At 61.0% G+C, this 20,116-nt stretch carries 18 protein-coding genes; 16 read left to right on the top strand and 2 right to left on the bottom strand.

Features of this window, described 5'->3' with window-relative positions:
- Window positions 1-72 precede the first annotated feature (72 nt).
- Entirely contained in the window at window positions 73-2,043 is a 1,971-nt protein-coding gene (locus NDJ10_RS09700; RefSeq protein WP_296161603.1) for a DNA topoisomerase IV subunit B, read from the top strand.
- 405 nt (window positions 2,044-2,448) lie between these two features.
- The gene (gene parC, locus NDJ10_RS09695) at window positions 2,449-4,821 is read left to right on the top strand and encodes a DNA topoisomerase IV subunit A (protein ID WP_296161600.1); all 2,373 of its coding nucleotides are present in this window, start codon (window positions 2,449-2,451) and stop codon (window positions 4,819-4,821) included.
- Window positions 4,822-4,833: 12 nt separating this feature from the next.
- Here the strand turns inward: parC and NDJ10_RS09690 are convergent, their stop codons facing one another.
- On the bottom strand, window positions 4,834-5,742 hold the full coding sequence (locus NDJ10_RS09690) for a LysR substrate-binding domain-containing protein (RefSeq protein ID WP_296161599.1): 909 nt from the start codon (window positions 5,740-5,742) through the stop codon (window positions 4,834-4,836).
- Between the two features lie 137 nt (window positions 5,743-5,879).
- On the opposite strand from NDJ10_RS09690, the gene NDJ10_RS09685 reads away from it, so the two are divergent.
- The 12 genes from NDJ10_RS09685 (at window position 5,880) to NDJ10_RS09630 (ending at window position 16,766) form a co-directional block, all read left to right on the top strand.
- A complete protein-coding gene (locus NDJ10_RS09685) occupies window positions 5,880-7,004 on the top strand; it encodes a 4-oxalomesaconate tautomerase (RefSeq protein WP_296161597.1) in 1,125 nt (374 codons plus the stop codon).
- A 58-nt stretch (window positions 7,005-7,062) separates the two neighbouring features.
- Window positions 7,063-8,097, top strand: coding sequence for a TRAP transporter substrate-binding protein (locus NDJ10_RS09680; protein WP_296161595.1), 1,035 nt, complete (start codon window positions 7,063-7,065; stop codon window positions 8,095-8,097).
- Between the two features lie 93 nt (window positions 8,098-8,190).
- Complete coding sequence (locus tag NDJ10_RS09675; RefSeq protein ID WP_296161591.1) at window positions 8,191-8,736, top strand: TRAP transporter small permease; 546 nt, start codon at window positions 8,191-8,193, stop codon at window positions 8,734-8,736.
- Entirely contained in the window at window positions 8,733-10,064 is a 1,332-nt protein-coding gene (locus NDJ10_RS09670) for a TRAP transporter large permease (protein ID WP_296161588.1), read from the top strand. The genes NDJ10_RS09675 and NDJ10_RS09670 overlap by 4 nt, the downstream gene beginning before the upstream one ends.
- Window positions 10,065-10,081: 17 nt before the next feature.
- Window positions 10,082-11,275, top strand: coding sequence for a 4-hydroxybenzoate 3-monooxygenase (gene pobA, locus NDJ10_RS09665; protein ID WP_296161667.1), 1,194 nt, complete (start codon window positions 10,082-10,084; stop codon window positions 11,273-11,275).
- 29 nt (window positions 11,276-11,304) lie between these two features.
- The gene (locus NDJ10_RS09660; RefSeq protein ID WP_296161587.1) at window positions 11,305-12,336 is read left to right on the top strand and encodes an amidohydrolase family protein; all 1,032 of its coding nucleotides are present in this window, start codon (window positions 11,305-11,307) and stop codon (window positions 12,334-12,336) included.
- 14 nt (window positions 12,337-12,350) lie between these two features.
- Window positions 12,351-12,878, top strand: a complete 528-nt coding sequence (locus NDJ10_RS09655; RefSeq protein ID WP_296161585.1) for a hemerythrin domain-containing protein — start codon at window positions 12,351-12,353, stop codon at window positions 12,876-12,878.
- Window positions 12,879-12,891: 13 nt separating this feature from the next.
- On the top strand, window positions 12,892-13,575 hold the full coding sequence (gene ligK, locus NDJ10_RS09650) for a 4-carboxy-4-hydroxy-2-oxoadipate aldolase/oxaloacetate decarboxylase (protein ID WP_296161584.1): 684 nt from the start codon (window positions 12,892-12,894) through the stop codon (window positions 13,573-13,575).
- 13 nt (window positions 13,576-13,588) lie between these two features.
- A complete protein-coding gene (locus NDJ10_RS09645) occupies window positions 13,589-14,494 on the top strand; it encodes an amidohydrolase family protein (RefSeq protein ID WP_296161582.1) in 906 nt (301 codons plus the stop codon).
- Window positions 14,495-14,497: 3 nt separating this feature from the next.
- A complete protein-coding gene (ligA, locus tag NDJ10_RS09640) occupies window positions 14,498-14,941 on the top strand; it encodes a protocatechuate 4,5-dioxygenase subunit alpha (RefSeq protein WP_296161581.1) in 444 nt (147 codons plus the stop codon).
- Between the two features lies 1 nt (window position 14,942).
- Window positions 14,943-15,809, top strand: coding sequence for a class III extradiol dioxygenase subunit beta (locus NDJ10_RS09635; RefSeq protein ID WP_296161580.1), 867 nt, complete (start codon window positions 14,943-14,945; stop codon window positions 15,807-15,809).
- Window positions 15,810-16,766: a Gfo/Idh/MocA family oxidoreductase gene (locus NDJ10_RS09630; protein WP_296161577.1), complete on the top strand. Its 957-nt coding sequence runs from the start codon at window positions 15,810-15,812 to the stop codon at window positions 16,764-16,766.
- A gap of 91 nt (window positions 16,767-16,857) precedes the next feature.
- On the opposite strand, the gene NDJ10_RS09625 is transcribed toward NDJ10_RS09630, so the two are convergent.
- Entirely contained in the window at window positions 16,858-17,250 is a 393-nt protein-coding gene (locus NDJ10_RS09625) for a RidA family protein (protein WP_296161576.1), read from the bottom strand.
- A 237-nt stretch (window positions 17,251-17,487) separates the two neighbouring features.
- Between NDJ10_RS09625 and NDJ10_RS09620 the strand changes: the two genes are divergently transcribed.
- On the top strand, window positions 17,488-19,047 hold the full coding sequence (locus NDJ10_RS09620; RefSeq protein WP_296161574.1) for an ABC transporter substrate-binding protein: 1,560 nt from the start codon (window positions 17,488-17,490) through the stop codon (window positions 19,045-19,047).
- A 127-nt stretch (window positions 19,048-19,174) separates the two neighbouring features.
- Entirely contained in the window at window positions 19,175-20,116 is a 942-nt protein-coding gene (locus NDJ10_RS09615) for an ABC transporter permease (RefSeq protein WP_296161572.1), read from the top strand.

The raw sequence follows: 20,116 nt of genomic DNA, 5'->3' as shown, positions 1-20,116 counted from the left end.
GCAAGTTCAAAAGTTCGTAAGCCACGGGTTGTGGAGTGCCTTTGAAAACTGGGTATTCATACAATGCGCGCCATGGCAAGCAAACCCAATCCCGAATATTCCGAAAACTCGATCCGTGTCCTGAAAGGGCTGGAGCCGGTCAAACAGCGTCCGGGCATGTACACCCGCACCGACAGCCCGATGCACATCATCCAGGAAGTGCTCGACAACGCGGCCGACGAAGCGCTTGCCGGGCACGGCAAAAAGATCAAGACCATTGTGCACGCCGATGGCTCGATCACGGTGGAAGACGATGGCCGCGGCATTCCGTTCGGCATGCACCCCACCGAGCACGCTCCGGTGATCGAACTGGTGTTTACCCAGTTGCACGCCGGTGGCAAGTTTGACAAGGGCCAGGGCGGTGCCTACAGCTTTTCCGGCGGCCTGCATGGCGTGGGTGTGAGCGTGACCAATGCGCTGTCGCTCAAACTGGAGGCCACGACCTACCGCGAAGGCCAGGTGGCGCGCCTGGTGTTTGCCGGTGGCGACGTGATCGAGCCCCTGAGCGTGCGCCAGGCCGGCGAGGGCGACCGCAAATCAGGCACCACGGTGCGGGTCTGGCCCGACGGCAAATATTTTGAGTCCCTGACCTGGCCGATGGCGCATCTGGAGCACCTGCTGCGCAGCAAGGCGGTGCTGATGCCGGGTGTTTCGGTGACTTTGGTGCAGGAGAAGAACAAGGAGACCCAGACCTGGCTGTTCAAGGGCGGCCTGCGTGATTATTTGACCCAAACCCTGACCGGCGAACCCGTCATTCCGCTGTTTGAAGGCGAGGGTTTTGCCGACGCCAACAACGACAATTTTGCCGAAGGTGAGGGCGCGGCCTGGTGCGTGGCCTTCACCGAAGACGGCCAGCCGGTGCGCGAGAGTTATGTCAACCTGATCCCGACCCCGGCCGGCGGCACCCACGAGTCGGGCCTGCGCGATGGCCTGTACACCGCCGTCAAGAGTTTTGTGGAACTGCATTCGCTGCTGCCCAAGGGCGTCAAGCTGCTGCCCGACGACGTGTTTGCGCGTGCCAGTTTTGTGCTGTCCACCAAGGTGCTGGACCCGCAGTTTCAGGGCCAGATCAAGGAGCGCCTGAATTCGCGCGATGCGGTGCGCCTGGTGTCCAACTTTGTCCGGCCAGCGCTGGAGCTGTGGCTGAACCAGAATGTGGAATACGGCAAGAAACTGGCCGAAATCGCCATCAAAGCGGCGCAATCACGCCAGAAAGCCGGCCAGAAGGTCGAAAAGCGCAAGGGCTCGGGGGTGGCGGTGTTGCCGGGCAAACTCACCGACTGCGAGAGCCGCGACATTGCCGAGAACGAGGTGTTTCTGGTCGAAGGCGACTCGGCCGGCGGCAGCGCCAAGATGGGCCGCAACAAGGAAAGCCAGGCGGTGTTGCCGCTGCGCGGCAAGGTGCTGAACACTTGGGAGGTCGAGCGTGACCGACTCTTTGCCAATAACGAAATCCACGACATTGCCGTGGCCATTGGCGTTGATCCGCACGGCGTGGATGACAGCCCCGATCTAAGCGGTCTGCGCTACGGCAAGATTTGCATTCTGAGTGATGCCGACGTCGACGGCTCGCACATCCAGGTACTGCTGCTGACCTTGTTTTTCAAGCACTTTCCCAAGCTGATTGACGCCGGCCATGTCTTTGTGGCCCGACCACCGCTGTTTCGTGTGGACGCGCCGGCGCGCGGCAAAAAGCCGGCGTCCAAGGCCTATGCCCTCGACGAAGGTGAACTCACCGCGATCCTGGACAAGCTGCGCAAGGAAGGCGTGCGCGAAGGCGCCTGGACCATCAGTCGCTTCAAGGGTTTGGGCGAAATGAATGCCGAGCAGTTGTGGGACACCACGCTGAACCCCGACACGCGCCGCTTGTTGCCGGTGCATCTGGGGAGCCAGAGTGTGCTGCAAACTTCCGAACTCATGAGCAAGCTGATGGGCAAGGGGGAAGCCGCGGCGCGGCGCGAGCTGATGGAACTGCATGGGGATTCGGTGGAGATTGATGTTTAGGCATCCGAAATTTCCTCAGCCTCTAAATTTGTCATTGCGAGGAGCGTAGCGACGTGGCAATCCAGGGATTTTTGGGTTTTGTAGATTGGTTGGTTGCGCGCTGCGCCGTGACTGGCTTGGGCGGCCACCTCATACTGGGGTACCAGAAATCGGTGACCACCCAAGCCAGTCACAGCGCTGATAGTTGGGTGCTTCACTTACGTTTGAAAACCGGAAACCGGAATTCAAGCGGTGTATTGTTTGACCAGGTTTGCACCCCCAATGCGACCAGCGAGGTAGGCCCTGTGGGGGGCTGACGATTTCTGGTACTCCAGTATGAGGAAGCCGCCCACAGGGCCTGCCTCGCGGGTTACCTGACGCAACGCTATTGCTACTTGAATTTTGAATTTTTGAAACTGTTTTGCCATGACTGACCAACTCATTATTAACCCCCCGGCCCCGTCCCAACCCGAGGGTGACGACGCGCTGAACCTGGCTACCTATGCCCAGCAGGCCTACCTGGAATACGCCCTGAGCGTGGTCAAGGGACGCGCCTTGCCAGACGTGTGTGACGGCCAGAAACCGGTGCAGCGGCGCATTTTGTACGCCATGAGCCGCATGGGCCTGGGCTTTGGCGGTGCCAACGGCAACACCGGGGCCAAACCGGTCAAATGCGCGCGCGTGGTGGGGGACGTGCTGGGCCGTTACCACCCGCACGGCGACAGCGCGGCCTACGACGCGCTGGTGCGCATGGCGCAGGACTTTTCGCAACGCTACCCGCTGATTGACGGCCAGGGCAACTTTGGCAGTCGCGATGGTGACGGCGCTGCCGCCATGCGGTACACCGAGGCGCGACTGGCCAAAATCACCAGCCTGCTGCTCGACGAAATCGACGAGGGCACGGTTGACTTCTCACCCAACTACGACGGCTCCACCGAAGAACCCAACCAGTTGCCGGCGCGCCTGCCGTTTGCCCTGCTCAACGGCGCCAGCGGCATTGCCGTGGGTCTGGCCACCGAGATCCCGAGCCACAACCTGCGCGAGGTGGCCGATGCCTGCGTGGCGCTGATCAGGACGCCCAACCTGCCGGACGATGAATTGTTTGCCTTGCTGCCAGGCCCGGACTTTCCTGGCGGTGGCCAGATCATCAGCAGCGCCGCGGAAATCGCCGAGGCTTACCGCAGTGGTCGCGGTTCCTTGAAATGCCGGGCGCGCTGGAAGATCGAGGAACTGGCGCGTGGTCAGTGGCAGCTGGTGGTCACCGAGCTGCCGCCCGGTGTCAGCACCCAGCGTGTGCTGGAAGAAATTGAAGAGCTGACCAACCCCAAGATCAAGGCCGGCAAAAAAGCCCTGTCGCTGGAGCAAAACCAGCTCAAGGCCACCGTGCTGTCGGTGCTGGACGGCGTGCGTGACGAGTCCAGCAAGGACGCCGCCGTGCGCCTGGTGTGCGAGCCCAAAACCAGCAAGATTGGCCAGCAGGAACTCATCAACACGCTGCTGGCGCACACCAGCCTGGAAACCTCCAGCCCGATCAACCTGACCATGATTGGGCTCGACGGCCGGCCCACGCTCAAGTCGCTGCGCCAGATGGTCACCGAGTGGATTGCGTTCCGCCAGACCACCATCGAGCGGCGCACGCGGCACCGTCTGAACAAGGTGCTGGACCGCATTCACATCCTGGAGGGCCGGGCGCTGGTGCTGCTCAATATTGACGAGGTGATCGCCATCATCCGCCAAGCCGACGAGCCCAAGGCGGCTCTGATTGCACGCTTCCATCTCTCGGAACGGCAGGCCGAAGACATTCTGGAAATCCGGCTGCGCCAGTTGGCGCGGCTGGAGGCCATCAAGATCGAGCAGGAACTGGCCGGTCTGCGTGAGGAACAGCAGAAGCTGGAAGAAATTCTGGGCAACCCGGCGGCGCTGCGCCGCCTGATGATCAAGGAAATCGAGGTGGACGCCAAAACCTTTGCCGATGACCGCCGCACCCTGATCCAGGCCGAGAAAAAAGTGGTGCTTGAGGTGAAGGTGGTGGATGAGCCCGTGACCGTGGTGGTGAGCCAAAAGGGCTGGGTTAGGACGCAAAAGGGCTGGGCGCGTGACCGGCTCAATGGCACGGCGGCGCCCGAATACAACTTCAAGGCGGGCGATGCGCTGTATGGCGCATTTGAGTGCCGCTCGGTCGATACCCTGCTGGCCTTTGGCGCCAATGGCCGCGTCTATTCGGTCGCGGTGGCGCTGCTGCCTGGCGGCCGAGGCGACGGCCAGCCGATCACCAGCCTGATCGAGCTGGAGGCGGGTACCCAGTTGCTGTCCTACTTTGCCGGGCCAATGGAGGCCACATTGTTGCTGAGCAGTTCGGCGGCCTACGGGTTCACCGCGACCGTGGCCAACATGGTTTCACGCCAGAAGGCGGGCAAAGCCTTTGTCACCGTGAACGAGGGCGAAACCCTGTGCCAGCCGTCCTTGGTGGCCAATGCCGCCATCGCGGTCGCGCCAGCCACCCATGTTGCCTGTGCGTCCACAGGCGGGCGTATTTTGACCTTTGAGATCAGCGAACTCAAGGCCATGGCCAATGGCGGCCGGGGGCTGATGCTGATGGACCTGGAAACCAGGGACACGCTGGCTGGCGCGGCCGCCTACACCCGCAGTGTGCGCATTGAAGGCATGGGCCGTGGCGGCAAGGTGCGTGAGGAGACCCTGGAAATCCGCAGCCTCAACAACGCCCGCGCGGCCCGGGCGCGCAAGGGCAAGCTGGCCGATCTGGGCTTCAAGCCCGCTTCGATCACCCGGGTTGAATAGCTGCCCCGGGTTTTACACCTTGAACACCTGCTGCACCGTGCGCTGCAGCAGCGCCAGTGTGGCCTGCTGCGTCAGCGTGGTGGGGCGCAGCGCGCTGGTGGCCATGCAGATTTTGGTGCGCAGCACCGGGTCGGTGATGGTGCGCACGGTAAATGCAGAGGGCCGGATCGAGCTGGCTACGGCGTTGCGTGACAGCACGGCGCTACCGGCCCCGTCGGCTACCAGATCCAGAATGGCTGAAACCCCATCAATTTCCAGCGCCATGTTCAGGCGGCAGCCCAGGTTGGTGAGTTCGGTCTCCACCTGCATGCGGATGGCGTTGGGCCGGGTCGGGATCACCAGTGGCAATTTGGCCAGTTCGCGCAGGGTAATGGGGCCGGGTGGTGGTTCTTCGGCCAGGCCGGGGGGGCGCCGTTGCACCAGCAGCAGGTCTTCTTCGAGCAGCGGGGTGATGTCGATGTCTGAACCGGGCTGGGCGTTGTAGAGCACGGCAATATCGAGCCGTCCGGCCATGAGCGACTCCTGCATCGGCAACGACAAACCTTCGCTGATGGCCAGCGTGGCATCGGGCAGTTCGGTTTGATGGGCCCGGATCAGCGGCACGGTCAGCAGCCGTGCCAGACTGGTGGGCAGGCCCACGGCCACCCGGCCCGCCAGCGAGCCGCGCACCCGGCCCAGCTCTTCGCGCGCACGCGCCACCTGGTGCAAGATGCCGCGGCCATGCGCCAGCAGCAGCTTGCCGGCCTCGGTGGGCAGAGCGCCGCGGCCATTGCGCGTCAACAGGTTTTGCCGCAGTTCCACCTCCAGCAGTCGCACCTGGCGGCTGAGCGCCGGTTGTGCCACGTTGAGGGCGATGGCGGCACGGGTAAAACTGCCCAGTTCGGCCACGCGCACAAAGTATTCGAGTTGTTTCAGGTCCATGGACGGCAGACTGTGACGTACCTCTGTTGGGGGATTAAGGGTTAACCATAACAAGCCATCAATTATGCCAAGTTGTTATATCTGGTAGTGGCCTTTTTGGCTTTTGAAGACCGGTAAATGCCGTCAGAATCCGGCGCATGCAAACGCCTATTCCCTGTCATTTCATGCGCGGTGGTACCTCACGCGGGCCATTTTTTCTGGCCTCGGACCTGCCCTCAGATGTGGCCACGCGTGACCGCGTGCTGCTGGCGGTGATGGGTTCGCCGGACCGGCGCCAGATCGACGGCTTGGGTGGCGCGCATCCGTTGACCAGCAAGGTCGGCATCGTCAGCCCGAGCCAGACGCCCGGCGTGGCGGTGGACTTTTTGTTTGCCCAGCTGCAGCCCGAGCGCGACACGGTGGACACCACGCCCAACTGCGGCAACATGCTGGCGGCCGTGCTGCCTTTTGCCATAGAACGCGGCCTGGTGGCGGTGCAGGGCGACACCACCACGGCGCGTGTGCTGACCCTCAACACCGGCATGCAGTGCGACATCACCGTGGCCACGCCAGACGGCCGGGTGCGTTACACCGGCAACGCCCGCATTGACGGCGTGCCCGGTAGCGCCGCGCCGGTGACCATCAATTTTCTGGATACCGCAGGCTCGGTGTGTTCCGGCTTGCTGCCCACAGGCCAGGTGCGTGACCGCATCACTGTAACCGGCGATGGTTTTGCACCCTTCACGCTGGACGTGACCTGCATCGACAACGGCATGCCGCTGGTGCTGTTCAAGGCCAGCGACCTGGGCCGTAACGGTTACGAGTCGGTGGCAGAACTCAATGCCGACGACGATTTGAAGCGTCGCCTCGAAGCGCTGCGCCTGCAGATTTCGCTCAGGATGGGCCTGGGCGATGTGGCGCAAAAGAATTACCCCAAAATGACGTTGATTGCGCCGCCCAGCGCCGGTGGCAGCATCAGCACGCGCAGCTTCATTCCCCATGTGTGTCACGACGCCATTGGCGTGCTGGCCGCCGTCACGGTGGGCACCGCGTGCGTGCTCAAGGGCTCGGTGTGCGACGGTGTGGCCGTGATGCCGGCGGGCAATATGCCCACGGTATCGGTCGAGCACCCAACCGGCGAATTCAGTGTGGCACTGGGGCTGGACCCGCAAGACCCGCAGAAAGTGACCCGGGCGGCGCTATTGCGCACGGCACGGCTGATCATGCGGGGTGAGGTCATGGTGCCTGCCGCGGTCTGGCCGGCGCATGACCTAGCGAGCTGAAACCCCCGCTACCATTTGAACCGTAAGACTTGGTTTTATTTTTACAACAGGAGACTACATGAAAGCATCACTCAAATCTCTCGCGGCACTTTCGGTGCTGGCTTGCGCCGCCTTCAGCGCCTCGGCGCAAACGGTCACGCTCAAGGTGCACCACTTCCTGCCCGCCGGTTCAGCCGCGCAGACCATGTTTATCAAGCCCTGGTGCGACAAGATTGCACTGGAATCCGGCGACAAGATGAAATGCCAGATTTACCCGTCGATGCAGCTCGGTGGCACGCCGCCGCAGTTGTTCGACCAGGTCAAGGATGGCGTGGTCGATGTGACCTGGGTGTTGCCCGGCTACATGGCCGGCCGTTTTCCCTTGTCGGAGGTGTTCGAACTTCCCTTCATGATGCAAAGCCCTGAGGGCACCAGCAAGGCGCTGTGGGACTTTGTCCAGACCAATCCGAATGTGGCCGCCGAGTTCAAGGACGTCAAGCTGCTGGCGCTGCACGTCCATGGTGATGGCGTGTTTCACATGAGCAAGCAGCCGATCAAGACCATGGCCGACCTGAAAGGCATGAAGGTCCGCGCCCCGACCCGCCAGACCAACAAGCTGCTGGCGGCGCTGGGTGCCACACCGGTGGCCATGCCAGTGCCCGCGGTGAGCGAGGCTCTGGCCAAGTCGGTGATTGACGGTGCGCTGGTGCCTTATGAGGTGGTGCCTTCGGTCAAAATCCAGGAGCTGGTCAAGTTCCACTCCGAGACCGATCCGTCCGAGCCTGCCATTTACACCTCCACCTTCGCTTTTGCCATGAACAAGGCGAAATACGAAAGCCTGCCGCCCGAGCTGAAAAAAGTGATCGATGCCAACAGCGGCCAGGCCCTGTCGGGCTCCATCGGCAAGGCTTTTCTGGCGGCCGATGGCATTGGCAAAAAGCTGACCGAAAAGAACACCCACAACGTGATTCCGGCGGCTGAATTGCAGAGCTGGAAAAAAATCGGCGAGCAAATCACCAATGACTGGGTGGCAGACGTCACCGCCAAAGGTGCCAATGGCAAGTTGTTGCTGGAAAACGCACGTGCTTTGATCGCCAAGTACGCGGTCAAGTAAATGTTTTCCCGGTGTGACAGGCGTCACACCGGGTGCCCCTGAAGTCAATGGTTTGACGTTGTCTTGTTTGGCAGCGTCGGAGGAGAACTGTCCATGCATGAGCCCATTCCCGGCGCCGACCCTGGTGCCGCATCGCGCGCCTTTGGTCCCGTGGGGCAACTTTTGTTTCGCGCGTCCAAGGTCTCGGCCATCATGGGCGGCCTGATGTTTGTGGCCATCGTGCTCATGAGCATCATCAGCATTGTGGGGCGCAAGCTGTTTGCTGCGCCGGTGCCGGGTGATGTGGAAATGCTGCAGATGACCGCCGCATTTGCTTCAGCCAGCTTTTTTGCTTATTGCCATTTGAATGGCGGCGACGTCAAGGTCGACTTCTTCACCGCCAAGGCCAGTCCGGCCACGGTGCATCGGCTGGATGCCTTTGGCTCCCTGTTGGTGGGGCTGTTTGGTGCGGTGATCACCTGGCGGGCTGCCGTGGGTGCGTTTGCCATCAAGGCGGCGGGCGAGACCAGCATGATCCTGGGCTGGCCGGTCTGGATTGCCCAGGTGCTGATGGTGCCAGGCTTCCTGTTGCTGGCACTGGCAGGTTTTTACATGGTGAGTTTTCATTGGCGCATGAGCCACAGCGGGGTGCAGGCATGAGTGGCATTGCAATTGGGGGCATTATTTTTGCCTGTTTGATGGTGCTGCTGGTGCTTCGTGTGCCGATTGGCATTGCCATGTTCACCATGGGCGCGGCTGGCTATTTCTACCTGACTGGCGGGGAGGCGCTGCCGATCCTGAACTTCCTGAAAAATCTCGCCTACGCCCGCTTGTCCAATTACGACATCGTGGTGATTCCACTGTTTTTGCTGATGGGCCAGTTTGCCACCCACGGCGGCTTGAGTTCGGCGCTGTTCAAGTTCGTGGAAGCCTTCATGGGTCACATGAAAGGCGGCGTGGCCATGGCGTCCATTGGTGCCTGCGCTGGTTTCGGCGCCATCTGCGGCTCATCGCTGGCCACGGCGGCGACCATGGGGCAAGTGGCCTTGCCCGAGCTCAAGCGCTTTGGTTATTCGGGCTCGCTGGCGACCGGTGCGCTGGCTGCGGGCGGTACGCTGGGCATCATGATTCCGCCTTCGGTGCCGCTGGTGATCTATGCCATTCTGACGCAGGAATCGATCGGCAAACTGTTCATGGCCGCCGTGCTGCCGGGCATCATCGCCATGCTGGGCTACATGCTGATGATCAAGATCATCGTCACCCTCAAGCCCGAAGCGGGTCCGGCAGGTCCGCGTGCCAGCTGGGCCAAACGCATGAAAGCGCTGTTGCAGGTGGCCCCGGTATTGGCCGTGTTTGTGGTGGTGATCGTCGGCATCTACGGCGGCTGGGCCAACCCGACCGAGGCCGCGGCCATTGGTGCGGCTGCCTGCGGTGTGCTGGCGGTGGTGTCGGGTGGCATGCGCCTGCGCGGCCTGATCGACAGCGCCCTGGGAACCGCCCAGGCCACGGCCATGATCTTTCTGGTGTTGATGGGCGCCGACATGCTCAACACGGCACTCGCCCTGTCGCAGATGCCGGTGGAGTTGGCGGCCTGGGTGCAGGCCAGTCAGTTGAGCCCGATGGTGGTGATGATCGCCATTTTGCTGATCTACATCTTTTTGGGCTGCGTCATGGACAGCCTGGCCATGATCCTGCTGACCATCCCGATTTTTTACCCGGTGGTGATGGGGCTGGATTTCTTCGGCATGACCGACAGCGACAAGAGCATCTGGTTCGGCATCCTGGCGCTGATGGTGGTCGAAATTGGCCTGGTGCACCCGCCTGTCGGCATGAACGTGTTCATCATCAACCGGCTGGCCAGGGACGTGCCGCTGGTCGAAACCTTCAAGGGCGTGATGCCGTTTCTGGTGTCCGACTTCGTCCGCATCGCCATGCTGCTGATGTTTCCTTCCATTGCACTGGTGCTGGTGCATACGTTTAACGGGTGATTCAAATGACAATTTCCATTCGTACCCAGGTGGCCATCATTGGCGCCGGACCCAGCGGCCTGCTGTTGGGGCAGCTGCTGCACAAGGCCGGCATTGACGCGGTTATCGTCGAGCGCGTTTCGGGCGACTATGTGCTCAGCCGCATCCGTGCCGGTGTGCTGGAGCAGGTTGCCATTGATTTGCTGGACGAAGCGGGGGTGGGCGCGCGCATGCACCGCGAGGGTCTGGTGCACGGCGGCTTTGACATGCTTTATGCGGGTCGCCGCCATCGTGTGGACCTGAACGGCCTGACTGGCGGCAAAAACGTGATGGTTTACGGCCAGACCGAAGTCACCCACGACCTGATGGACGCGCGCACCGCAGCAGGCTTGCCGACCTACTACGAGGCAAGCGAGGTGCAGGTGCTGGACTTTGACACCCGGCAACCCAGGGTGAGGTTCACCCACCAGGGTCAGGCCGTGGAACTGGTGTGTGACTTCATTGCCGGCTGTGACGGTTTTCATGGCGTTTGCCGCGCCAGCGTGCCGCGCAAATCGATCCAGGAGTTCGAGAAGGTCTACCCGTTTGGCTGGCTCGGGCTGCTGTCCGACACGCCGCCGGTGCACGATGAGCTGATTTACGTGAACAGCCCGCGTGGTTTTGCCCTGTGCTCGCAGCGCAGCACAAGCCGCAGCCGTTATTACCTGCAGGTGCCGCTGACCGACCGCATTGAAGACTGGACCGACGCCGCCTTCTGGCAGGAGCTGCGCCTGCGGCTTGACGAGGAAGCCAATGCCAAACTGGTCACCGGGCCGTCGATCGAAAAAAGCATTGCGCCGCTGCGCAGCTTTGTCACCGAACCGATGCGTTTTGGCCGCCTGTTCCTGGCCGGGGACGCTGCCCACATCGTGCCGCCCACTGGCGCCAAGGGTCTGAACCTGGCCGCCACCGACGTCAAGTACCTGTGCAATGCCCTGGTGGACTTCTACCAGAACCACAGCGAGCACGGCATCGACACGTATTCCGCGCGCTGCCTGCGCCGCATCTGGAAGGCCGAACGCTTTTCGTGGTGGATGACCACGCTGATGCACCGCTTTCCGGACGACGGCCCCATCACCAGCCGCTTCCAGGAGGCCGAGCTCGACTACCTGCTGAACTCGCACGCCGGTTCCCTGTCGATTGCCGAAAACTATGTCGGCCTGCCGCTGGACTTTGCCGAACCCCGGTCTTGATGGACTCCTGATATTTAGAAAGCACTGCCATGATCATCGACTGCCACGGCCACTACACCACCGCCCCCAAAGCGCTGGAAACCTGGCGCAACCAGCAAATCGCCGGTATCCAGGACCCGGCTCTCAGCCCGAAGGCGACCGACCTGCGCATCAGCGACGACGAACTGCGTGAATCGATCGAGGCCAACCAGCTGCGCCTGATGCGCGAACGGGGTTCCGACCTCACGCTGTTTTCGCCGCGCGCCAGCTTCATGGCGCACCACATCGGCGACTTCCATGTGTCGAGCACCTGGGCCGCTATCTGCAATGAACTGTGCTGGCGCGTCAGCCAGTTGTTTCCGGACAACTTCGTACCCGTGGCCATGCTGCCGCAGTCGCCCGGCGTGGACCCGGCCAGCTGCATCCCCGAGCTGGAAAAGTGCGTCAAGGAGTATGGCGCGGTCGGCATCAACCTCAACCCCGACCCCAGCGGCGGCCACTGGACTTCGCCACCACTGAGTGACCGGCATTGGTACCCGATTTACGAGAAGATGGTGGAGTACGAGCTGCCGGCGATGATCCACGTCAGCACCAGCTGCAACGCCTGCTTTCACACCACCGGCGCGCACTACCTGAACGCCGACACCACGGCCTTCATGCAGTGCCTGACCAGCGATTTGTTCAAGGATTTTCCGACGCTCAAGTTCCTGATTCCGCATGGCGGCGGCGCCGTGCCTTACCACTGGGGCCGTTTCAGGGGGCTGGCGCAGGAGTTGAAAAAGCCGCTGTTGTCAGAGCACCTGCTCAACAACATCTTCTTTGACACCTGCGTTTACCACCAGCCAGGCATTGACCTGCTCAACACGGTGATCCCGGTGAAAAACGTGCTGTTTGCCAGTGAAATGATTGGCGCGGTGCGCGGCATCGACCCTGAAACCGGCCACTACTATGACGACACCAGGCGCTACATCGAAGCCAGCAAAATTTTGAGCGCAGCCGACCGCCAGCAGATTTATGAAGGCAACGCGCGGCGCGTGTTTCCGCGGCTGGACGCGTTCCTCAAAGCCCGGCAAGTCGCTTAGTCAGGAGTTTTCTAATGTCCAACATCCCTAACGCGCCGATCACCAACTTCTCGCATTGCCACGAAGGTATCCTGCGGCAGCTCAAGGCCATGGAAGCGTTGCCGGCTCAGGCGCTGGCTGCCGAGCGGGCGCGCCAGGCCGCCGAGAGCACGCGCAACTTCTTTCGTGACGTCATTTTCAATCACCACGAGGAAGAAGAGCGGGTGCTGTTTGAAGCCGTTCTGGCCAGCGCCGAGCCGGGTGCCGAGCTGGCCCACGTCAAGGTCATCACCGACCGGCTGACGCGTGAGCACCGGCAGATTGAAGCGCTGTGGGCCAAGCTGGAACCGCAACTGAAAAAAATGGCCAAAGGGCAATCGGTGGCGATCGACCTCGCCGCCATGCAGCAACTGGTGAACGATTACCAAGCCCACGCTGCCTTCGAGGAGGCGCTGTTTCTGCCCCTGTCCGAGACCATTCTCAGCCGCAACAGCAACCACATGGCGGCGCTCGGCCTGTCACTGCATGTGAGGCACATCACCCAGGCGCCGTCCCCCACCTGAACCGGAGAAAAACATGAACCAGCTCGGTATCGTCAAACGCAACATCAGCCGCGCCGACAAGGCAGCGGTGGCAAAACTTTCACGCTTTGGTGTCGCCACCATCCATGAGGCCATGGGTCGCGTCGGCCTCATGAAACCCACCCTGCGCCCGATCTACAACGACGCCAGAATTTGTGGCACGGCGGTGACGGTGCTGCTGCAACCCGGCGACAACTGGATGATGCACGTGGCCGCCGAGCAATTGCAGCCCGGTGACGTGGTGGTGGCCGCCTGTACCACCGACAACGCAGACGGTTTTTTTGGCGACCTGCTGGCCACGTCGTTCAAGGCGCGTGGTGCCGTCGGCCTGGTCATCGATGGCGGCGTGCGCGATGTGAAAGATTTGACCGAAATGAATTTTCCTGTCTTCAGCAAAGCCATCCATGCCAAAGGCACGATCAAGGCCACGCTGGGCTCGGTCAATATTGCGGTGGTGTGCGCCGGTGCCCAGGTCAACCCCGGCGATGTGGTCATTGCCGACATCGACGGTGTGGTCGTGGTGCCCGCAGCCATCGCGCAGCAGGTGGCCGACGCAGCCGAGGCGCGTGAAGCCAACGAAGGCGCCAAACGTGCCATCTTTGCCTCGGGCGTACTCGGGCTGGACTACTACAAGATGCGTGAAGGGCTGGAGAAAGCCGGGCTGAAATACATTGACTGACAGGAAAAAGACAATGGAATTTATCAAAACCCCCGGCTGGCTGGACTGGTACGCCGGCCCGTCCAGACCCGTTTTCAAATTGCCCGCTGGCGCGGTCGATGCACATTGCCATGTGTTCGGCCCGGGCGCCGAATTTCCCTATGCCCCTGAGCGCAAGTACACGCCGTGTGATGCCTCCAAGGCCCAGTTGTTTGCCCTGCGCGACCAGCTCGGGTTCGACAAAAATGTGATCGTGCAAGCCACCTGCCATGGGGCCGACAACCGCGCCCTGGTCGATGCGCTGCTGCATTCAAACGGCCGGGCACGCGGCGTGGCCACCGTGAAGCGCAGCGTGCGTGATGCTGAACTGCAGGCCATGCACGACGCCGGTGTACGCGGCGTGCGTTTCAATTTTGTCAAACGCCTGGTGGACTTCACGCCCAAGGACGAGCTGCTGGAAATTGCCGCGCGCATCAAGGCCTGGGGCTGGCATGTGGTGATCTATTTCGAAGCCGTGGACCTGCCCGAGCTGTGGGACTTTTTTACCGCCTTGCCCACCACCGTGGTGGTCGACCACATGGGCCGCCCGGATGTGTCGCTGCCCGTGGACGGCCCGCAATTTGCCCTGTTCCAGAAGTTCATGCGTGAGCACGCCAACGTCTGGAGCAAGGTGAGCTGCCCCGAGCGCTTGAGCCTGACCGGCCCGAAAGCCCTGAACGGCGAGCAAAATGCCTACCGCGATGTGGTGCCATTTGCCAGGGCCATCGTTGCAGAGTTTCCGGATCGCGTGCTCTGGGGCACCGACTGGCCGCACCCCAATTTGAAGGACCACATGCCCGACGACGGCCTGCTGGTCGACTTCATTCCGCACATCGCCCCCAGCGCAGCGCTGCAGCACAAGCTGCTGGTGGACAACCCCAACCGACTCTATTGGAGCTAACGTATGGCACTCGACAAACCTTACCTCGACGTCCCCGGCACCACGATCTTTGATGCCGAGCAAAGCCGCAAGGGCTACCACCTGAACCAGTTCTGCGTCTCGCTGATGAAGCCTGAGAACCGTGCCCGCTTCAAACAGGGCGAGCGGGCTTACCTTGACGAATGGCCGATGACCGAAGAGCAGAAACTGGCCGTCCTGGCGCGTGACCTGAACCGCTGCATGGCGCTGGGCGGCAACATCTACTTTCTGGCGCGCATTGGCGCCACCGATGGACTGAGTTTTCAGCAAATGGCCGGCTCCATGACCGGCATGACCGAAGCCGAGTACCGCGACATGATGCTGCACGGCGGCCGCAGCATTGAAGGCAACCGCTTTGCCGGCGAAGACGGCGACGCCCAACCCCAACATCAACCCCAGGGCCGAGCTGGCCAGAAAGTGCAGGCCTGACATGGCGCGCATCACCGCTTCCGTATACACCTCGCATGTGCCTGCCATTGGCGCGGCGCTCGACCTGGGCAAAGACAAGGAGCCTTATTGGCAACCGGTTTTTGCCGGCTACGACTTCTCCAAACAATGGATGAAAGAGAACAAGCCGGACGTGATTTTTCTGGTCTACAACGACCACGCCACCGCGTTCAGCCTCGACATGATTCCCACCTTTGCCATCGGCACCGCGCCCCAATTTCCGGTGGCCGACGAAGGCTGGGGCCCGCGCCCGGTGCCGCCCGTCATGGGCCACCCAGAGCTGGCCGCGCACATTGCCCAGTCGGTGATCCAGCAGGACTTCGACCTGACCATTGTCAACAAGATGCCGGTGGACCATGGCCTGACGGTGCCGCTGAGCCTGATGTGCGGCCAGCCACCTGCCGGCGCGTTTCACTGGCCGTGCCCGGTCATTCCGTTTGCGGTGAACGTGGTGCAGTACCCGGTGCCGTCGGGCCAGCGTTGCTTCACATTGGGGCAGGCCATTCGCAAGGCGGTGGAAAGTTATGACCAGGACCTGAATGTGCACATCTGGGGCACCGGCGGCATGAGCCACCAGTTGCAGGGCCCGCGTGCCGGCCTGATCAACCGCGAATGGGACAACGCCTGGCTTGATCAGATGATTGCCGACCCCGCCGCTTGCGCTAACGTGCCGCACATCGACTACGTGCGCGAGGCCGGCAGCGAAGGCATCGAGCTGGTGATGTGGCTCATCGCACGTGGTGCCATGGCCGACGTGGCCGGCGGCAAGCCGCCTGTGGTCAAGCACCGTTTCTACCATGTGCCTGCCAGCAACACCGCTGTGGGCCACCTGATCCTGGAGAACAACTGAATGACGAAACCCATCAAGGTCGCCCTGGCCGGTGCCGGTGCCTTTGGCATCAAGCACCTGGACGGCATCAAGAACATCGAAGGCGTTGAAGTCGTCTCTCTGGTGAGCCGCGAGCTCGGCAAAACCAAAGAGATCGCTGCCAAATACGGCATTGGCCACGTCACCACAGAACTGTCTGACAGCCTAGCGCTGAAAGAGGTGGACGCGGTCATTTTGTGCACACCCACGCAAATGCACGCCGCGCAAACGCTGGCCTGCCTGCAAGCGGGCAAGCATGTGCAGGTGGAGATTCCGCTGTGCGATGTGCTGAAGGATGGTGAGGCGGTGGCGCAGGTGGCAGAGGCCTCAGGCCTGGTCGCCATGTGTGGCCACACCCGCCGCTTCAACCCGAGCCACCAGTATGTGCACCAGCAAATCACGGCGGGCCGGTTCAACATCCAGCAGATGGACGTGCAAACCTACTTTTTTCGCCGCTCCAACATGAACGCGCTGGGCCAGCCGCGCAGCTGGACCGACCATTTGCTGTGGCACCACGCCGCCCACACGGTGGACCTGTTCGCTTACCAATGCGGCAGTCCGGTGGTCAAGGCCAACGCCATCCAGGGGCCGATCCACCCCACCCTGGGCATTGCCATGGACATGAGCATCCAGCTAAAAAGCGCCAATGGCGCCATTTGCACGCTGAGCCTGAGCTTCAACAACGACGGCCCGCTGGGCACATTTTTCCGCTACATCGGCGACACGGCCACCTACATCGCGCGTTATGACGACCTGTTCAACGGCAAGGAAGAAAAAATCGACGTGTCAGGCGTGGCGGTGAGCATGAACGGCATCGAACTGCAAGACCGCGAATTCTTTGCCGCCATCCGCGAGGGTCGCCAGCCCAACAGCAGTGTGGCCAGCGTGTTGCCGTGTTACCGCGTGCTGCATGAATTGGAGCAACAGTTGGTTGGGTAAGGCAAGCCATAGGCCGTCATCAACCCAACGCACCGCCTGCTGGCTGGTGCTATCCGGGTACAGGCGAGGAAAGGATTGGGGGTGTGCAGTCTTAAGCGCGGGGCTTGTAAGCCACGACATCGATTTCAACCCTGGCCTCCACCATCAGACGTGCCTCAGTGGTGGAGCGGGCCGGCTTTTTGTCGCCAAAGTAGCTCATGTAGACGCGATTGAAACTGCCGAAGTCGCGCGCGTCCTGCAACCATACCGTGGTTTTGCAAACGTCGTCCAGTGTGCAGCCGGCCAGTGCTAACGCTGCGGAAAGATTTTTCATGACTTGCCGCGTTTGTGCTTCGATTCCACCCAGCACGATTTCACCGTTTTCGTCAGCGGGAACCTGGCCTGATACATAGACAAAGTCGCCAGCGCGCACGGCTGGTGAAAACGGACGGGGCTGGTGGTCGGAGGCGACGGGCGGGTTACCAAAGTATTCAAGTGCGGACATTGTGAAGATTCCTGTTAGGCGAACAATAAATAAAAAATGAAGGGTGCCAGCCCGAACGATCCAGGCTGGTCTGTATGTTAAGGCTCCATGCCCCAACGTCATGCGCCTTGCGCTTCAAAGTGAAATATATTTTCATATTAAATGCACAATCCAAGGGTTTTTACTGATTTTTTTGTGATTATTGCTGGAATATTCTTTATATCTTGAAAAATACTTTCATATCATAAGGAGTTATGCATGTTGAAAAAATTCTGGATCAACCGTCGCGAGGCGGTGGCTTTAGCACTGGTGGTGAGTGGCACGGCCCTGTTGCCGATGGGTGTACAGGCACAAACGCTGTCAAAAGCCCCCCTCAACCTGGCCATGACGGCTGAGCCGCAAACGCTGGACCCCATGGCGTCCCCGATCGATCTTGTGGCAACCATCATGCAACATGTGTATGAACCGCTCTACACCTTTGATGCCAACTGGAAGATCACACCGATGCTGGCTGAAGGCCTGCCCAAGGTGTCGGCCGATGGCAAACACTACAGCATCAGCTTGCGCAAGGGGGTGCAGTTTCACAATGGTCGCGAAATGAATTCCGAAGACGTGGTGGACAGTCTCAAGCGCTGGATGGATGTGTCACCGCGTGGCAAGGCATTGTCCAAGGACGTGGCAGACCTCTCAGCCAAGGGTGAGCATGGTATCGAGATCACACTCAAGACACCTTATGCACCATTGCTGTCGCAGCTGGCGATGCCTTCCGGCATGGCAGCCATCATGGCCAAGGAATCGATGGCCACGCCACTCAGGGAGTTCATTGGAACCGGCCCTTACAAATTCAAGGAGCGCCGTCCTGACCAGTATGTGCTGTTGACCCGATTCGATCATTACTCTGCGCGCCAAGAGGCTCCCAGTGGCTATGGTGGCAAAAAAACTGCCATTGCCGATGAGCTGCGTTTTATCCCCGTGCCCAACGCCAACACGCGCGTGGAAGGTTCGCTGGCCGGGCAATACCAATTCGCCGACCTGCTGCCGACCGAGGCGCTGGGTCGCCTGGAAAAATCAGGCGGCAAGACCGTTCCGATCCTGACACCTTCCTTTGGTTTCCCGTACATGGTGTTCAACACCAAAGAAGGTGTGCTGGCCTCGCAGGCCTTGCGTCAGGCAGTGCAAACCAGCATTGGCGAAGGTGAAATGCTGGCTGCCGGTTTTGGTGACACGCGTTTCTTTGTGGCTGAACCCAACCATTTCCCCAAAGGCACCCCGTTTTACTCGGCGGCAGGGGCAGACAAATACAACGAACGTGACGCAGCCAAGGCCAAAAAACAGGCTGCTATGGCAGGCTACAAGGGTGAACCCATCCGCATCCTGACCAGCCGTCAGTACGACTTCCATTACAACATGGCGCTGATCATGGCCGAGCAGCTCAAGCGCGCCGGCTTCAAACCTGAGTTGAATGTGGTTGATTGGGCCACGCTGGTGCAACGCCGCAGCGACTCCAGGCTCTGGGACATCTACATCACGCATTCGGGCCAGTTCCCGGAACCCATGCTGTCGCCGCCGCAACTTGGCGAGGGAGCCCCGGGCTGGTGGAGTTCGCCGGCCAAGCAGGCTGCACTGGCCAAGCTGAACCAGGAATCCAATCCTGCCAAGCGCGGTGCCTTGTGGGGTGCGGTCCAGCAGGTGATTTATGACGAAGTGCCGTATATCAATGTGGGTAAGTTCAACAGCCTGTCGGCCAGATCGCCTGCGCTGCAGGGCTACATTCCTTCGACCTGGCCATTCTTCTGGAATACCGGCTTGAAAAATTGATGATCCGGCCCCTCGCGCTTGTTGCTTTGCGTACGGCGCTGCATCGCGGGGTGCAGTGTGGTGACTTGGGGTGGCTGGGTGGGCGCCCGTCAGTTCTGTGTTCCTAGGGTGTTAAAGAAAGATCGTCATGACACGCTATCTGTTGTCGCGCGCTATGGGCATGTTGGTGGTCATGGCGCTGGTTGCCGTCATCGTTTTTGTGCTGACGCACGCCGCTGCGGGCGACCCCATCGCGGTGTTGCTGGGGGATCAGGCGACGGCGCAAGACATTGCCCGTGTGCAGAAGGAGTATGGCCTGGACAGGCCACTGCCGGTGCAGTTCGGCTACTGGGTCAAAGAACTTTTGCACGGCAATCTGGGTGAGTCTATCTTTCTGCAGCGTCCGGTCACACAGGCGCTGTGGGAGCGGGCCGAACCCACCACCTTGTTGACATTGATGTCGGTTTTTATTGCTACGGTAATCGGTGTGCCTTGCGGTATTGTTTCGGCGGTTTTTCGAGGCAGATTCATTGACCAGCTGCTTACCGGCTTTGCCATGCTGGGTGCCAGCATTCCGAGCTTCTGGATGGGGCTGGTGCTGATGCAGATATTTGCGGTGTCCATGGGCTGGTTTCCGGTGTCGGGCTATGGCGACCCCGGCGCTGCACTGATGGAACGCATTCACTATCTGGTGCTGCCATCGGTGGTCCTGGGCGTGCTCAACTCGGCCCTGATCATCCGGTTTACGCGCGCGTCCATGCTGGATGTGCTGGGTGAAGACTATGTGCGCACCGCCCGCGCCAAGGGGTTGTCTGAACATGTGGTGGTGCTCAAGCACACGCTGCGCAATGCGCTGGTGCCCATCATCACCGTACTGGGTCTGACCGTGGCGATGATGATCGGCGGGGCCGTGGTCACGGAAACCGTGTTTGGTCTGCCCGGCGTCGGCAACCTGGTGGTGAGCGCCGTGCTGCGGCGTGACTATCCGGTGATCCAGGGTGCCTTGCTGGTGATTGCCATGATTTATGTGGTGATCAATTTTCTGACCGACCTGCTGTACATGGCAGTCGATCCACGCGTGAAGTATTAG

The organism is Rhodoferax sp., assembly GCF_023700745.1.
Taxonomy (GTDB): Bacteria; Pseudomonadota; Gammaproteobacteria; order Burkholderiales; family Burkholderiaceae_C; genus Rhodoferax.
Note: the sequence above shows the minus strand (reverse complement) of the source record. Positions and strands in the feature narration are given on the sequence as shown.

Excerpts from the sequence above, each read along its gene's own strand:
- NDJ10_RS09655 (WP_296161585.1), top strand. The coding sequence starts at position 12,351 with ATGTCCAACATCCCTAACGCGCCGATCACCAACTTCTCGCATTGCCAC.
- NDJ10_RS09680 (WP_296161595.1), top strand. The coding sequence starts at position 7,063 with ATGAAAGCATCACTCAAATCTCTCGCGGCACTTTCGGTGCTGGCTTGC.
- parC (WP_296161600.1), top strand. The coding sequence starts at position 2,449 with ATGACTGACCAACTCATTATTAACCCCCCGGCCCCGTCCCAACCCGAG.
- NDJ10_RS09625 (WP_296161576.1), bottom strand. The coding sequence starts at position 17,250 with ATGTCCGCACTTGAATACTTTGGTAACCCGCCCGTCGCCTCCGACCAC.
- NDJ10_RS09690 (WP_296161599.1), bottom strand. The coding sequence starts at position 5,742 with ATGGACCTGAAACAACTCGAATACTTTGTGCGCGTGGCCGAACTGGGC.
- NDJ10_RS09670 (WP_296161588.1), top strand. The coding sequence starts at position 8,733 with ATGAGTGGCATTGCAATTGGGGGCATTATTTTTGCCTGTTTGATGGTG.
- NDJ10_RS09660 (WP_296161587.1), top strand. The coding sequence starts at position 11,305 with ATGATCATCGACTGCCACGGCCACTACACCACCGCCCCCAAAGCGCTG.
- ligK (WP_296161584.1), top strand. The coding sequence starts at position 12,892 with ATGAACCAGCTCGGTATCGTCAAACGCAACATCAGCCGCGCCGACAAG.
- NDJ10_RS09620 (WP_296161574.1), top strand. The coding sequence starts at position 17,488 with ATGTTGAAAAAATTCTGGATCAACCGTCGCGAGGCGGTGGCTTTAGCA.
- NDJ10_RS09645 (WP_296161582.1), top strand. The coding sequence starts at position 13,589 with ATGGAATTTATCAAAACCCCCGGCTGGCTGGACTGGTACGCCGGCCCG.
- NDJ10_RS09700 (WP_296161603.1), top strand. The coding sequence starts at position 73 with ATGGCAAGCAAACCCAATCCCGAATATTCCGAAAACTCGATCCGTGTC.
- NDJ10_RS09675 (WP_296161591.1), top strand. The coding sequence starts at position 8,191 with ATGCATGAGCCCATTCCCGGCGCCGACCCTGGTGCCGCATCGCGCGCC.
- ligA (WP_296161581.1), top strand. The coding sequence starts at position 14,498 with ATGGCACTCGACAAACCTTACCTCGACGTCCCCGGCACCACGATCTTT.
- NDJ10_RS09635 (WP_296161580.1), top strand. The coding sequence starts at position 14,943 with ATGGCGCGCATCACCGCTTCCGTATACACCTCGCATGTGCCTGCCATT.
- NDJ10_RS09630 (WP_296161577.1), top strand. The coding sequence starts at position 15,810 with ATGACGAAACCCATCAAGGTCGCCCTGGCCGGTGCCGGTGCCTTTGGC.
- NDJ10_RS09685 (WP_296161597.1), top strand. The coding sequence starts at position 5,880 with ATGCAAACGCCTATTCCCTGTCATTTCATGCGCGGTGGTACCTCACGC.
- NDJ10_RS09615 (WP_296161572.1), top strand. The coding sequence starts at position 19,175 with ATGACACGCTATCTGTTGTCGCGCGCTATGGGCATGTTGGTGGTCATG.